Here is a 14,620-nt window from a genome sequence, read left to right as displayed (position 1 = left end):
GTACTACTTAGATTGAAAAATATCTATAAGATCACTCGTTTAAAGGATTTGAAGAACGAATGGTTATTCGCATAAGTGATAAAACGCAAAATTATAGCAAAGTCACCAAATTGCTAGTTAAGCCTTTCATTATTTTTTCCTCCGCGTTTCTTATACTCACATTTTATAATAAACATGTTAGTGTTTTCAAGTGTTATTACACATAATTTCACATATTTATGCGACTATTGAACATGAGCATCACATAGAATACACATTCATTATAACCCGTATGAAAACCTTTTCAATTTCCATATGTCACCACTTTTAGATGACAAATGTCATTTTTTTGAGAATCAAACAAAAAAAACAGCAGAAATTTAACTTCCTACTGTTTCTCCAATAATATATTCAATTCATCATTCAAATTTTCCATCGCACTTTCAATATCCTCATTTGTACCAATGACTCTTCGAATTTCACTATCTGCCATCGAATACAATTGATCATAGCCATCCAGTTTTTTTATCGTAATTGCTTATTCCATCATATCATCAAAAAATTCCAAATTATAACTTGAATCCAATGGCGCATCCTCTTGAATATACTTAGTCACATTTTTGGATGTCGACACGTTTTTTAAAACCGATACACCCTGCGAATATTTAAACAAACTTTCCTGCGTTGTTTCGTCGTAACAAAGCAACTTTAAAAATTCCCAAGCCATCTTTTTCTTAGAAGACATCTTACTAATACCACATAACAAGCTATCCATTTGTGAAGCATTATAGCCACTAGGACCTGCCGGCATCGGAAGACATTCCCATTCAAAATTTGAATATTTCTTAACACTCCAAGGATATGGCTTATACGTTCTATACTCACTAAACATCATTGGACAAAAGGCAACCTTGCCCTTGTCAAACATTTCACTCGTAACATTCTGACCTCGATTTAAAAGATTTAACTTTCGCACAAATTCAATAGCCGAATACACATCCTCATTCTGCAAAGTACTCTTCATGCTTTTCTCATCAAACAACGCCTGTCCATTCGAACTTAGAGCATTCTCCCAAGTGTATCCATATTCCCCAAACTGATCGATTTCTCCATTGTCATCCGTATCCACAGTCAACTTTTCACAAATCGCATAGAAATCATCCCACGTCCAATTGACATTGGGTATTTCAATTCCATTCTCTTCTAATAATGTTTTATTCACAAACATCAATGTGGGTGAACTCTCATAAGGGAGTGCATACTGCTGATCATAAATATTACCTGCATTGAGTGTCGTTGAAAAATATCGCGATTGATTAAAATCAGGATCCGTCTGCATGTATGTATCTAGTGATTCTAACATGCCTACTTTGGCATACGTCGAAAGATCATCACTCAACACCATGAAAACATCGGGAAGCTTTCCATCCAGAGCCTCCTTTGAAAGCCAAGCCGAATAGTCATCTTTCAAGATACCACTGACATAATTTACTTGAACATTCGGATGTGTTTTTTCAAACCGTTTGATTGCATTATCAATGATCTTACCACTATCTGGACTTGGCACATTCCAGTTACTACCCGCAAATACGCCAATCGTTAAAACAACGGGTTTTTGCGTATAATAAAATGTCCCTAACAAACAACACACCAATATGGCTATCAAAAAAGTTCTTAATCTTTTTTTCACCATTATTTATTTCCCCTAGATAAATACCAAATAGCCAATTGTGTACGATCTCTTAAATCTAGTTTATCCAGAATCACACTTAAATAGTTACGAATCGTTCCTTCACTAAACCCTAATTTTTGTGCAATTTCCTTATTTGAATAACCATGACCAATTTGGGCAATGATCTTACATTCTGTATCACTCAAATCGATATGTTCATCTTCTCCATGTCCAAAATTAAATTCCCCATTCGAATTTGCCATCTGAGAAAAGAACTGTGTCACTTTACCCGCCACATTTGGGTTGAAACAGGCTCCTCCCGCTAGAACATTATGAATAGCCGAACTCAACTCTTCTAAGGAACATCCCTTCAAAAGATATCCACTTGCTCCATATTTTAATGCATCATAAATATACTCATCATCATCAAAAGTCGTTAATATTATGACCTTTATATTTGGATACTTCTTTTTTACCAAACGAGTACACTCTACGCCACTCATACTTGGCATACGCACATCCATCAAGATAATATCTATACTTTCTGTTTCCACTGTATCCAATACTTCTTGTCCACTGCCAACTACTTTTACTACTTCAAAATTCGGATCTGAATCTAAGATGATCTTTAAGCTTTCTCGAATGAGCTGCTGATCATCCGCAATCATGATTTTAACCATTGTTTTCTCCTCTTCTCATTGGTATTTCTACAATCAATTCAAAGCCTTTATCCCCATAATAACGTATTCTTCCCTGAAGTAAGTCAATACGTTCTGTCAAATGATGAATGCCAAATCCTGGTTTGATATTCTTACAACCCTGACCATTATCTTCTATAATTATAATCAAATTATTATCGGCCTGCGCAATCGAAACATAAATTTTTGTCGCATGCCCATGTCTGACTGAATTGGTCATTCCTTCTTGAACAACACGATACACAATTTCTTCTTCGTCCGCATTCAAATTCACCAAAGGCAAATGACACAAATAAAGAATGGTCACATCGGTCAATCTCTGATAATCCATGATCATCATATCCAATGCTTCTTTTAAAGAATACCGCTCTAATGCATCTGGCTTCAACTTATCCACCGAACGTCTGACATCGGTTAAACCGCGTTTTGCACTCTCTTCTAAAATACCCAATTGTGCTTTTGTAACATTGACATCCTTATCAATCATCACTCGACACGCTTCAAGACCAACACTTAATCCCGTTAAAGTATGCCCTAATGTATCATGAATCTCACGGGCAAGACGGTTTCTTTCTTTGGTTTCACCCATTTTTTCTCGCAAATTCGCATAACCTTTTAATTGATTATTTAAACGTTTTAATTCGGCATTCAAAGCCGCAAATTTCTGCGTTTCATCCATTTGTTTCTGTAAATATAAGAATATATAAGCTATAAACAACACAATATTTAAATTGCTTAAAGTCACTTCAATTCCCAGCAAAAAGCCATGTGTCTTTGAATTATACACCGACAAATATTCCTGGAATGAAATCATAGGAATATAGTTGGACAAATATCCATAGTTGGATAGCATGTAAGCTAAAAAGACGAGTATGATGCAAATTGAACGATCAACTGGTTTATCCACATAGAGTAAGCTATCCGCAATAATCAAAAATAAAATACACGTTGCACTAAACGATATATTCTTCATGATCAATAGGCTCAATCCAAGTTCAATTAAAATTGGAATGATTTGATGACGACTAAAGAATCGAATTTTTTTACGTATGCTCACGAAACAAAACAATCCAATAAAGCCAAATACCGCTATATAGAAGGATCGAATGGGAACATTAGAAAGTGTGGAAATATTCTTAATAAAATCTGAGGCATAGCCGCTTTGTGTCACATGCACCAACGTATAATACATCACAATAGCAATGTACCAAACGGTAAAAAAACTAAAAAGCCACATACAGACGTAGACAATCCATACATTGTATTTTTTTATATCTTGTATCATTGCCAGCCCTCCGTAGAATAATCATGAACATTGTCTTTTGTGATGATTTGCACAGGACTCACTACATTTTTATTCTTGATTTTTTCTTGCGAAAACATCTTATAAATAGCTTCGCCCGCCTTCTTTCCAAACGTCTTTGGCGATTGTGCCACAGTAGCAGCCATTTTACCTTCTGACACCATTTCTTTTGCCTCAGGCGTTCCATCTATGCCATACACATACTTGCCTTCCAACATATTGTTCGATGAAAGTGCGGCCATAGCGCCCATAGCGCTTGGATCATTTAAACACATCACTACATCAAATTCGATTCCTTCCTCAATAAAAGACTCCATTTTTGGCATGGCCTTCTCTAATTGTCCTTTACATTCCATTCTCTGAACCACTTTATAATTTGAGTTGGACTGAATCGTATCCTCAAATCCCTTAATTCGTAAATAACCAGAACGAGTTGTCGAATGTTGAAGCAAGACAATATTGGCATGATCCAACTTACTCATCATATCTTTAGCGCATTGTACGCCCGCATCATAATTATCACTGACAATACTATAGGTCACATATTTATTATGTTTAACTTCCGTATCCACAACAATCACAGGAATACGTTTCTTATAGGCTAGCTTTAAAGAATCTTTTAATCCATCATAATCCACTGGCGTAATCACTAAGGCATCCACTTGTTGATCTATTAAGTATTGGATTTGTTCCTTCTGCTTCTTTAAACTCATAGCTGGATCTAAAGTAATCAGCTGATCTCCGTGTTTTTTAACTACTTTTGAAATTTCCTCATTGACCACCGAATAGAACGTATTGTTGTAGGTCATATATGTTGCGCCAATCTTACGTGGCTCATTCGAATTGTATATCATATTCGCTTGTGTAATCATATTGATTAAGTAGTTACTTCCTACCGCAAAAGCTAGACAAATCGTTAAACAGAAAATGATATACACAAACGATTTTGGCTTCTCCATTCAAATCTCCTTCCTTACAGAAAATGTCGCATTACTGCGACACTCTTTTATAATACTTTTTGTAGAACATAAACAAGGATCGCAATGATAATTGGCACAATAAAAATCATTGAGTATCCACGTACAAACTTTGTTTCTAAAGCTTTAAATCCTAAATCATCATAATAGAATCTTTCATCATTGGTTTTACCAACAACACCCTCTTCTATTAGATTCGAAATTGTATAACTAATTGTTGAAGTGGCATAAGGCAAATTTTTAAATACACTTACATCTACTGCACTCTTTTCATCCACTGCCCCTCTTTTTTTCAATGTATCCATTACCATTGAGGCAGCCGTTGCCTTTGCCCCTCTTTTTCTTTTTCTAGACATTTTCTTTCCTGCTTTCTATATTCATGGCTTCTGCCACACTCTTTACACACACACCATATGCCTTCAAACTCTCAGGTGCATGTTCCATAACATATGTGTCATTTAGCTTTTCCAATATACACAAATCATTTTCTCCATCTCCAATAAAAATCGCATCTTCGACAGGTAAATGACAAAAGGCTTCCCATTTATTTGTGTCTTTTTTGGTGATTTCAATATAATCCTTTGAAGTAGCCATCACTTCATAATTTTTAAATAATCCTCTAAATTGATTTAATATTAAATCCAAATCTTTTTCAACATACACACTCAATTTGGCTAAGCCAAAATGTCGTGTATTTAAATATTCCATTAAATCCACATCTGAAAACAAGCCTAAACTCGGTTGTTTCTTTTTAAAAACATGAAGTCTTTCTTTTCCATAACATGAAATTGGATAATAGCGATTGCCTACTTCGTCTGTATAAAACAAATCTAAATTATATGCCAAAATCGCTTTACACATTTGTATACCTTCACTTAAATCAATCAAAGAAGAATATACATTCTTATCTTTATAATAGGCATTAGCTCCATTATCTGTGATCATATATTCACAGGACAATTGATACTTCGAAGCTAGTGCCAAACAAAAGGCACGATCTCTTCCTGTCACAAATCCAAACGCATGTTTTTGTGTCCATTGATGAATGCATTCCACATCTTCATCTGCGACATTTCCGCTTGAATCCATTAAAGTTCCATCTAAATCCGAAAGAAACAACATTATTTTCGACGTTCTTTCTTAGCTTTTTTAAATGCTTTTTGTCTTTCCTGTAAGGCTTCGCCAATCTTTTTTGTGACTACGATCTTATCGCGGTTGCTCATTAACACATTGCAGTTGCGTGCCACAATACCATTTTTAAATTCAAAATTTGCAAGCATACGATAACGATAATATGTATCTTCAAAGAAAAACCCTTCTTCTGTGAAATAAATACGACGGTGTGTATATGAATCAATGGCTAGTCCTAAAAATACAAGTCCAATACACCCATATGCTAAATAGTAATAATACGTTTGTCCATTGGAAGCTAATTTTGGTGCCATAAACATCAAAACAAATGCCAAAACAGCCATTGCAACCATGACCCATACCCAATAGCCACCATCGACCATTGTTTCGTAGTGTTTATGTGAGTTTTTAAAGTTTTCAAATTCCTTTTTGTAGGCAAGTCCACCTTTTAAACTTTGATAAAATATGAATGCCATGTATCCAACTAATACAACACCCACAACGATTTTAAAAAATATATTATTTGAATCCATAATCCATCTCCTTTTTAAGTACACTAAGCATTATAGCATCATTTCATGCTATAATGAAAGCATTGTTGGAGGTTGTTTATGGAAGAAAATATGCAGGCTTTAATGGATCGTCTAAATAGTTCGAGTCAATTTCTGCAAAGCAATGACATGCGTGTAACAGAAGTTCGCCATGGTTTTGCGAAGGTAGAAATGGTTATTGATGAACAAATTTTAAATATACATGGCTTTGTCCATGGTGGAGCCCTTTTCTCTTTGGCTGACACAGTCGCTGGAGCAGCAAGCTTTGCGACAGGAAGAGATAGTGTTACACTTACGGGTACAATTAATTATATTAAGCCTGGTCGTGGTGGCAAATTGATTGGGATTGCCCAAGAAATCTCAAGCGGAAGAACAACTGGAGTATATGAGGTATTTATCTTCAATGATGAAAACGTACTTCTTTCTCGTGCCACATTCACAATGTTCTTCTTAGATTCTGACAAGATGAAAAAAAAGAAAGAGCAATAAATTGCTCTTTTCGTTTACTTAAATGCTCTTTTAAATCTTTCAAAAGGAGATTCAGATTGTCCTGATTTTAATTCTTCATATAGCTCTCTTTCTCTGCGAGATACTTTACGTGGAATTTCAACCTGTACTTCTACAAATTCATCCCCTTGTCCTGAACGAGATTTTACACCTTTTCCTTTTAGACGGAACTTAGTGTTTGGCTGTGTTCCTTCAGGAATTTTCAATTCTACATCGCCATATACTGTTGGTACTTGAATCGTACATCCAATTGTCGCATCAATTGAACTGATTGGAACTTTAATGAAGATATTGTTGTCTTCGCGTTTGAAAGTTGGATGTGGCGTAACCATAATTTCGATGTATAAATCGCCATTAGGCCCTCCATTTGTTCCTCTTTCACCTTTTCCAGGAATACGAATCTGTTGACCTGATTGAATGCCTGCTGGAATCTTAATATCTAGTTTTACACGACGGTGCTCATAGCCTTTACCATGACAATGTGAGCATGAACGTGTAACTTTCTTACCTGTACCATGACAATCTGGACATACGCTTTGTTGCTGAATCACACCAAATGGTGTTCTTTGTTGAGACATAACATATCCAGAACCATGGCATGTAGGACATGTCTGCACATCACTTGGGTTTTCAGCTCCAGATCCGTTACAGTGTTTACATGTTTCATCCACATCCAATGAAATCGTTTCTGTTTTACCAAAAATTGAATCCATGAAATCAATGCGCATCTGCATGTAACGGTCTTGTCCTTGTCGAGGCTGGTTACTTGAACGGCGAGATCCTCCACCGCCAAATCCTCCACCAAAGAACGAACCGAAGATGTCTCCTAAATCGCCAAAATCTGTGAATCCTCCAGAGAATCCACCACCTTGTCCAAAGGCTCCATCCATACCTGCATGACCAAATTGATCATATGTTGCACGTTTTTTCTCATCGCTTAATACTTCATAAGCTTCATTGATTTCCTTGAACTTATCTTCAGCTCCAGGTTCATGATTTCGATCGGGGTGATATTTCATGGCCAATTTTCGATAGGCCTTTTTAATTTCATCTGGTGTAGCACTTTTGCTGACGCCAAGCACTTCATAATAGTCACGTTTTTCTGCCATGTGAATCCCTCCATACGATACGAAGAAGTTCTAGCGGGGCTAGAACTTCAAATGTTGCTTATTTATTTTACTTCTCAGTGAATTCACCGTCAACTACATCATCACCTGAGTGAGTTTGTGTTGATTGTGAAGCTGCATCACCATTTGGCTGGTTATACATTGCTTGTCCTGCCTGCATTGCTGCTTTTTCAAGCATGTCTAATTTAGCCTTAACTTCTTCCATGTTATTTTCATCTAAAGATTTTTGTAGATCATCACGCAATTTCTTAGTTTCTTCAGCTTGTTTTGGATCAATCTTATCTTTATTGTCTTCTAACATTCCATCGATTTGTGCAATAAAGCCTTCAGCTTTGTTACGTAAATCAATTTCTTCCTTACGTTTTTCATCTTCAGCCTTGTTATCTTCAGCTTCACGAACCATACGATCGATTTCTTCATCACTCAATCCACTAGAGTTTTGAATTGTGATGTGTTGTTCTTTACCAGTACCCTTATCTGTAGCACTTACGTGTACGATACCGTTGGCATCAATATCAAATTTAACTTCAATTTGAGGAACTCCACGACGAGCTGGTGCAATTCCGTTTAATTGGAAGTTACCTAATTCTTTGTTGTCGTTAGCCATTGGACGTTCACCTTGTAATACACGGATATCTACAGCAGGTTGGTTATCAGCAGCTGTTGAGAAAATCTGTGATTTACTTGTTGGAATTGTAGTGTTACGAGGAATTAATACTGTCATAACTCCACCCATAGTTTCGATACCTAATGATAATGGTGTAACATCTAGTAATAATACATCATTTACATCACCTGAGATAACTCCACCTTGGATTGCAGCACCCATAGCTACAGCTTCATCTGGGTTAACAGAGTGGTTAGGATCTTTTCCTAATGCTTTACGTACAGCTTCTTGAACAGCTGGAATACGAGTAGATCCACCAACTAATAATACTTCGTCGATATCAGATTTAGACAATTTCGCGTCTCTTAATGCATTTTCAATTGGAATCAATGTACGTTCTACTAAATGTTTAGTCATATCATCAAATTTAGCACGAGTTAATGTTGTATCAAAGTGCAATGGACCCGCAGGACCTGCTGAGATAAATGGTAAGCTGATTTGCGTCTGCATTACACCACTTAAATCTTTTTTCGCTTTTTCAGCAGCTTCTTTTAAACGTTGCATAGCCATTGGATCTTGTGACAAGTCAATTGCGTTATCTTTCTTGAATGTATCAACCATCCAGTTTACTAATACGTTATCGAAGTCATCTCCACCTAAGTGAGTATCTCCGTTTGTTGATAATACTTCAAATGTTCCATCAGCTAAATCAAGGATACTAACATCGAAAGTACCTCCACCTAAGTCATAGATCAATACTTTTTCTTCTTTATCTGTTTTATCAATACCATAAGCCAATGCTGCAGCTGTTGGTTCGTTGATAATACGTTCTACTTCTAATCCGGCAATTTTACCAGCATCTTTAGTTGCTTGACGCTGAGCATCGTTGAAGTATGCAGGAACTGTGATAACAGCCTTTGTTACTTTTTCTCCTAAGTAATCTTCTGCATATGATTTCAAGTATTGAAGGATCATTGCACTAATTTCTTGTGGTGTATATGATTTTCCTTCAGCCTCTACTTTTTCATTTGTTCCCATCAAACGCTTAATTGAACTAATTGTGTTTTTATTTGTGACTGCCTGACGTTTTGCAGCATCACCAATAATACGTTCTCCATCTTTAAACGCAACAACACTTGGTGTTGTACGATTTCCTTCTGGGTTAGGAATTACTTTACAATCTTTACCTTCCATAACCGCAACACAGCTATTTGTTGTACCTAAGTCAATACCAATAATTTTACTCATGATAATTACCTCCCTATTCGCTTACCTTTACTAATGCTGGTCGTAAAATACGATCCTTCAACATATATCCTTTTTGTAATACTTCAATAACCATTCCACTTTCAACGCCTTCTTTTTTCTCTTGCATTAAAGCCTGCATTGTATTGTGGTCGAATGGTTTATCGGCTACATCTATTTCCTGTACGCCTTCTTTTTCCAGCACACCTTTCAATTGTTTATGAATCATCTCAAAACCTTTGACATAATTCTTAATTGTTTCATCCTCGGTTTGTACTTTCAAAGCCATTTCCATTGAATCAAGAATTGGCAAGATTTCCGTTGCTGGCTGTTGGAAGCGATATTTTCGAGTTGCATCTGCATCTTTCTGTAGACGTTTCTTCATGTTTTCTGTATCTGCATAAGCACGTGCTACATCATTTTTTGCCTTGTCCAGTTCCGCCTTCAAGCCTTCAATAATTTCGTCTGAACTAGGTTCTTTCTTTTCTTCAGTTGCCTCTTCAACAATTTCTTCTTTTTCTTCTTCTTTTACTTCTTCTTTTACTTCTTCTTTAGTTTCTTCTTTGCTCATCGTTGGCACCTCCCTTATCTTTGTCTGTCCCAAAGACGTCTTCGATGACATTTGACATATAATCCATCAAGGCTACGACCTTGGAATATTGCATTCGATTTGGACCAACAACCATTAATTGTCCTTCCTCATCGCTGTTATAATGGAATTTTGTCGTTAATACTGAACAATCTCCGATTTGTAACAACTCGTTTCTTTCACTAATCTGGATTGCTACATTTCCCTCTTGATCCGTCCATTGATGGAATAAGTTTCCATTTTCCAATATACGCATCATTTGTTTCAACTTGTTGATGTCACTGAACTCTGGCTGATACAACATATTGCTTCGTCCAGAAACCGCAACTTTCTCTGTCGCAAATCGCATAAAGGCTGAAACGAACGCTTCAAACAAAACTTCATGTCGAACAAGTTTTGCTGCCATCATTGGTTCAATTTCTTTCATTTTGTCAACAACATCTTCAATTGGCGTTCCCACTAGCTGGTCATTTAATAAATCTGTGCAATTTTGAATATCCTGCATGGACACATCTGTACCAAATTGGAACACTTTATTTTCTGTATGTCCTTGATCTGTGACAATAATCGCAACAGCACTTTGATTGTTGATCGGAATCAACTGTACATGCTGTAAAGTCTGATGCCTGCTATCAGGTCCTAGAACAACACTGGTCAAATTTGTCATGTGCGACAAAATATCACAGCTCTTTTGAACAACTTCTTCTAACGAATAATGCCTTTCACTAAAGACTTGCTGTAAAGCATTCTTTGTAGAAGCATCCAAATCCGTTTCCATAAGATGTTCAACATAGTACCTGTAGCCTTTTTGACTCGGAATTCGACCACTCGAAGTATGTGTCTTCTCTAACAGCCCTAACTTCTCAAGTGTCGCCATCTCATTACGGATGGTTGCAGATGAAACCGGGAAATCTAGAAGTTCCATCAAAGTCTTCGAACCAACTGGTTCTGCACAACGAGTAAACTCTTCAACTATTGTTTTAAAGATTATCTTTTGACGTTGTGTGATTTCCATTGTGAAGACCTCCTTCTAGCACTCATTTTCCTTGTCTGGTATTAGTATATCACAATTTTTAGCACCGTCAACAATTGAGTGCTAAATTTCAACCAAAAAAATAAGGATACAAATATTCGTACCCTTAACTAAACATAAATCAAAAATTCTTTAATCGATTCTTCACTCACTGAGAAAATGGATGCGATAGCTTTAACAGTGAAGCCTTTGTCCAGTATAGCTTGATACACTTCAAATTGATTTAGTGCAATGCCTTTGTTCATTCTTCAAACATTTCATCTAATGCTCTACACACTTTTACATCTCTCTTCTCGCTTTTCTGGTAGATATTCAATAACTCTTTGTTCTTTGTTACTACATACGCAAAATACAATGCATCACGATTAAGCTCTCGATCTAGATCTTCTTTTAAAATCTGCTTTCTATAGATTATACGCAATAGATCAAAAAAGTCCTGTGTTGCCTTTTCACCTGTATTATACTTGTGATTTGTGTTTAGCTCAATCTTTTAGCAGCATTCCACTTGGATTCACCCACATATAAGGCGACTGTTAAAATCATAGGTACATGCTTCTTAAGGTTTTGACAAATATAACGCATACGAGCAACACTTTCATATTCCATGACTCTTGCGACCATAGACGGATCGACATAGCTTTGACTTTCAATCACGAACAAATCTAAATAAGTACCATCCTCATACCGCTTGATGATATCCACATGCTTACTCGAAACATTCATGACAAGTTCACTGTTTTCATCCTTAAGATATTCAGGCTTTAACACTGGATGTCCATCAAATAAAAGTGCATTGAAGATTGAGACAAAGCTTTTGGGTTGCCCTAAAAACTTCTTAGACTCAATATCCATCGAATTCAAGATGATTCCTCTTTTCTTCTCTTTCTAATACGAAAAACAAGGGAATTTTAGAAAAGATGCATATTTTGATAATTTCACATAATTCATTTTGATTTCACAAGATTTACCAAAGTTATACTAAAATTATGACAACATGGGATGTTATTCTATAAGTGCCTTAAAGATAAGGCAATGAATATAAAAATAAACCAATATTCATATCTCTCTCCTAAAAAAATTAAAATAAACAAAAGAAACCATTCTAGACGCCAACACTAGAATGGTTTTCTTATTTTAGACATACGCATTACAAAAATACATCAACCATACAATCATCTATCTTTTCCACATCATTCATTTCCTTATGTGATAAAATTAAAACATAAGGAAGAAGGTGCTTCTATGTGGAATCGACAACAAGTTAAAGAACAAGCTAAACTCATAATGAAACGAAACTATTGGAAAATGTTTGTGGTAACACTGCTTACAGGAATATTAACTGGTGAAAAAACAACGATTATTGAAAGAGTACAAGACTTTGCATCAAACAACATATCTTACGATACTTCACCCATATTTTATTCCTCTAATTTCCAATATATATTTTATTCCTTTATTTCTGTCGCCAGTATCCTTGGAATCTTCTATACAATCTTTATTGGTAATGTTATTGTAGTTGGAAAAAATAGATATTTTATTAAGAACCATGTCGAAAATCCTGAACTTGGTGAAATCTTTAGTGGTTTTAAAGGTAACTATTTAAATGTGGTAAAAATTATGTTTTTGATGGATTTAAAAACCCTACTATGGCTATTCTTATTTATAGTACCTGGAGTTATTAAAGCTTACGAATATTCTATGATTCCATATCTATTGGCAGAAAATCCAAATCTTTCGGCGGATGAAGCCTTCTCTTTGTCCAAACAAATGACAACAGGACAAAAGGTAAACCTCTTCGTTCTAGATTTATCTTTTTTAGGGTGGACCATTTTAGGTGCACTTTGTTGCGGAATTGGACTTCTATTTGTACAACCATATCCAGAAGCAACAAAAGCTGAAGTTTATTTGATTTTAAAACAGAAAATATAGGAGGGATTATATATGTTTGAAAAAGTTGATATTCATAGTCTAAACTTCAATCCTTTTGATAAGGTTGGAAAAGACTGGCTACTTATCAGTGCTGCAAAAAACGGTAAAACCAACACTATGACAGCATCATGGGGGACACTTGGTCACTTATGGAATAAGGATGTTGCGATTATCTTTATTCGTCCACAAAGATACACAAAAGAATTCGTCGATGAAAGTGAGACGTTCACCCTATCCTTCTTTGATGATAAGCATAAAGAACTATCTTACTTAGGTACTAAATCAGGTAAGGATGAAGATAAAATTTCAAATGTGAACTTCCACATTGAAATGGTTGATGGAAATCCTACATTTAAAGAAGCTAAAGAAGTCTTTATTTGTAAGAAGCTCTATGTTGGAAAACTCGAAAAAGAACATTTCTTATTGCCTGAAATTTACGAAAAAAATTATCCACTTGATGATTTGCACTATGTATATATTGGAGAAATTACAAATGTCTATTCAAACAAATAAAATTATTCATATCAATAACGAACACATATTTGGTGCTACTACACTAAAAGATATAACACTTCCTGAAAAGAACAATACCGCACTCCATGTGTGTATCGATCCAGAAGCTGTTATGATCAACCGCAAAAGATTAGCTGAAGAATTAAATATGCCTCTAGATCATTGGGCACTTCCTTGGCAAAAGCACACAAACAACATGGCCCACGTTACTTCTAGTGATAAAGGTAAGGGTGCCTATGACAAATATACAAGCATTATGAATGTAGATGCCGTATATACGACAGAGCCAAACATTCTAATTGGCGTATTTACCGCGGATTGTTTAGGTATTCTCGTGGTTGATGAAACAACACCATGCATATGCGCCATTCATTCCGGATGGAAAGGAACCACTTTAGAAATCACTAAAAAATGCTTGAGCGAATTAATCGAAAAAGATTTGATTCACCCTGAATCCTGTCACATATATTTTTCTCCAAGCATTCAATTTGATTCTTTAGAAGTAGGTATGGAAGTTGTTGAACAAATGAAACAAATCAGCATTGATACGACACCATTCATTCGCTATATGCCAAATGAAAAAGCCTATATTGATAATCAAGGTATTAACATTGAAATGTGTAAAGAATTAGGTATTCCAGAGAAAAACATTCATTCAAGCAAATATGATACAAAAAAAGAGTTCGATACATGTTTTAGCTATCGTAACGATAAACAAACAGGCGAACACTTTACCTTCGGATACATTAAATAAACCCA

Annotated in this window: 18 protein-coding genes; 4 read left to right on the top strand and 14 right to left on the bottom strand. The window is 35.7% G+C overall.

All coding sequences use genetic code 11. From position 1 onward, the window contains the following. Positions 1-517: 517 nt before the first annotated feature. From FYJ55_RS04285 to FYJ55_RS04255, 7 genes are read right to left on the bottom strand one after another with little or no spacing between them, the layout of a single operon-like run. Entirely contained in the window at positions 518-1,672 is a 1,155-nt protein-coding gene (locus tag FYJ55_RS04285) for an ABC transporter substrate-binding protein (protein WP_229771072.1), read from the bottom strand. Continuing rightward, positions 1,672-2,331: a response regulator transcription factor gene (locus tag FYJ55_RS04280; RefSeq protein WP_154555786.1), complete on the bottom strand. Its 660-nt coding sequence runs from the start codon at positions 2,329-2,331 to the stop codon at positions 1,672-1,674. Before FYJ55_RS04280 ends, FYJ55_RS04285 begins: the two co-directional genes overlap by 1 nt. Next, the gene (locus FYJ55_RS04275) at positions 2,324-3,634 is read right to left on the bottom strand and encodes a sensor histidine kinase (RefSeq protein WP_154555785.1); all 1,311 of its coding nucleotides are present in this window, start codon (positions 3,632-3,634) and stop codon (positions 2,324-2,326) included. The genes FYJ55_RS04280 and FYJ55_RS04275 overlap by 8 nt, the downstream gene beginning before the upstream one ends. Then, on the bottom strand, positions 3,631-4,611 hold the full coding sequence (locus tag FYJ55_RS04270; protein WP_154555784.1) for a sugar ABC transporter substrate-binding protein: 981 nt from the start codon (positions 4,609-4,611) through the stop codon (positions 3,631-3,633). The genes FYJ55_RS04275 and FYJ55_RS04270 overlap by 4 nt, the downstream gene beginning before the upstream one ends. Positions 4,612-4,658: 47 nt before the next feature. After that, complete coding sequence (locus FYJ55_RS04265; protein WP_154555783.1) at positions 4,659-4,985, bottom strand: hypothetical protein; 327 nt, start codon at positions 4,983-4,985, stop codon at positions 4,659-4,661. Next, complete coding sequence (locus tag FYJ55_RS04260) at positions 4,978-5,751, bottom strand: HAD hydrolase family protein (RefSeq protein WP_154555782.1); 774 nt, start codon at positions 5,749-5,751, stop codon at positions 4,978-4,980. Before FYJ55_RS04260 ends, FYJ55_RS04265 begins: the two co-directional genes overlap by 8 nt. Beyond that, positions 5,751-6,293 carry a hypothetical protein gene (locus FYJ55_RS04255; protein ID WP_154555781.1) on the bottom strand — a complete coding sequence of 181 codons (543 nt, stop codon included), beginning with the start codon at positions 6,291-6,293 and terminating at the stop codon, positions 5,751-5,753. Before FYJ55_RS04255 ends, FYJ55_RS04260 begins: the two co-directional genes overlap by 1 nt. A gap of 78 nt (positions 6,294-6,371) precedes the next feature. Between FYJ55_RS04255 and FYJ55_RS04250 the strand changes: the two genes are divergently transcribed. Next, positions 6,372-6,800: a PaaI family thioesterase gene (locus FYJ55_RS04250; RefSeq protein WP_154555780.1), complete on the top strand. Its 429-nt coding sequence runs from the start codon at positions 6,372-6,374 to the stop codon at positions 6,798-6,800. A gap of 14 nt (positions 6,801-6,814) precedes the next feature. On the opposite strand, the gene dnaJ is transcribed toward FYJ55_RS04250, so the two are convergent. The 7 genes from dnaJ to FYJ55_RS04220 form a co-directional block, all read right to left on the bottom strand. Next, the gene (dnaJ, locus tag FYJ55_RS04245) at positions 6,815-7,927 is read right to left on the bottom strand and encodes a molecular chaperone DnaJ (RefSeq protein ID WP_154555779.1); all 1,113 of its coding nucleotides are present in this window, start codon (positions 7,925-7,927) and stop codon (positions 6,815-6,817) included. Positions 7,928-7,994: 67 nt separating this feature from the next. Further along, the gene (gene dnaK / locus FYJ55_RS04240) at positions 7,995-9,800 is read right to left on the bottom strand and encodes a molecular chaperone DnaK (protein ID WP_154555778.1); all 1,806 of its coding nucleotides are present in this window, start codon (positions 9,798-9,800) and stop codon (positions 7,995-7,997) included. Between the two features lie 13 nt (positions 9,801-9,813). Then, positions 9,814-10,368 carry a nucleotide exchange factor GrpE gene (gene grpE / locus FYJ55_RS04235; RefSeq protein ID WP_154555777.1) on the bottom strand — a complete coding sequence of 185 codons (555 nt, stop codon included), beginning with the start codon at positions 10,366-10,368 and terminating at the stop codon, positions 9,814-9,816. Then, positions 10,349-11,401: a heat-inducible transcriptional repressor HrcA gene (gene hrcA, locus FYJ55_RS04230; RefSeq protein ID WP_154555776.1), complete on the bottom strand. Its 1,053-nt coding sequence runs from the start codon at positions 11,399-11,401 to the stop codon at positions 10,349-10,351. Before hrcA ends, grpE begins: the two co-directional genes overlap by 20 nt. A 128-nt stretch (positions 11,402-11,529) precedes the next feature. Beyond that, a complete protein-coding gene (locus FYJ55_RS11255; RefSeq protein WP_268234130.1) occupies positions 11,530-11,664 on the bottom strand; it encodes a hypothetical protein in 135 nt (44 codons plus the stop codon). Further along, entirely contained in the window at positions 11,661-11,840 is a 180-nt protein-coding gene (locus FYJ55_RS04225; RefSeq protein WP_154555775.1) for a hypothetical protein, read from the bottom strand. Before FYJ55_RS04225 ends, FYJ55_RS11255 begins: the two co-directional genes overlap by 4 nt. Before the next feature lie 56 nt (positions 11,841-11,896). After that, a complete protein-coding gene (locus FYJ55_RS04220) occupies positions 11,897-12,271 on the bottom strand; it encodes an Rpn family recombination-promoting nuclease/putative transposase (RefSeq protein WP_229771074.1) in 375 nt (124 codons plus the stop codon). A gap of 390 nt (positions 12,272-12,661) precedes the next feature. Between FYJ55_RS04220 and FYJ55_RS04215 the strand changes: the two genes are divergently transcribed. The 3 genes from FYJ55_RS04215 to FYJ55_RS04205 are packed head-to-tail and all read left to right on the top strand — an operon-like array spanning position 12,662 to position 14,615. After that, entirely contained in the window at positions 12,662-13,348 is a 687-nt protein-coding gene (locus FYJ55_RS04215) for a DUF975 family protein (protein ID WP_154555773.1), read from the top strand. A 12-nt stretch (positions 13,349-13,360) separates the two neighbouring features. Continuing rightward, positions 13,361-13,861, top strand: coding sequence for a flavin reductase (locus FYJ55_RS04210; protein WP_154555772.1), 501 nt, complete (start codon positions 13,361-13,363; stop codon positions 13,859-13,861). Next, positions 13,842-14,615 (top strand): polyphenol oxidase family protein, encoded by a 774-nt coding sequence (locus FYJ55_RS04205; protein WP_229771071.1) that lies wholly within the window; start codon positions 13,842-13,844, stop codon positions 14,613-14,615. Before FYJ55_RS04210 ends, FYJ55_RS04205 begins: the two co-directional genes overlap by 20 nt. Positions 14,616-14,620: the final 5 nt, after the last annotated feature.

Origin of the sequence: Holdemanella porci, assembly GCF_009696075.1 — a bacterium.
GTDB classification, from domain to species: domain Bacteria; phylum Bacillota_I; class Bacilli_A; order Erysipelotrichales; family Erysipelotrichaceae; genus Holdemanella; species Holdemanella porci.
Note: the sequence above shows the minus strand (reverse complement) of the source record. Positions and strands in the feature narration are given on the sequence as shown.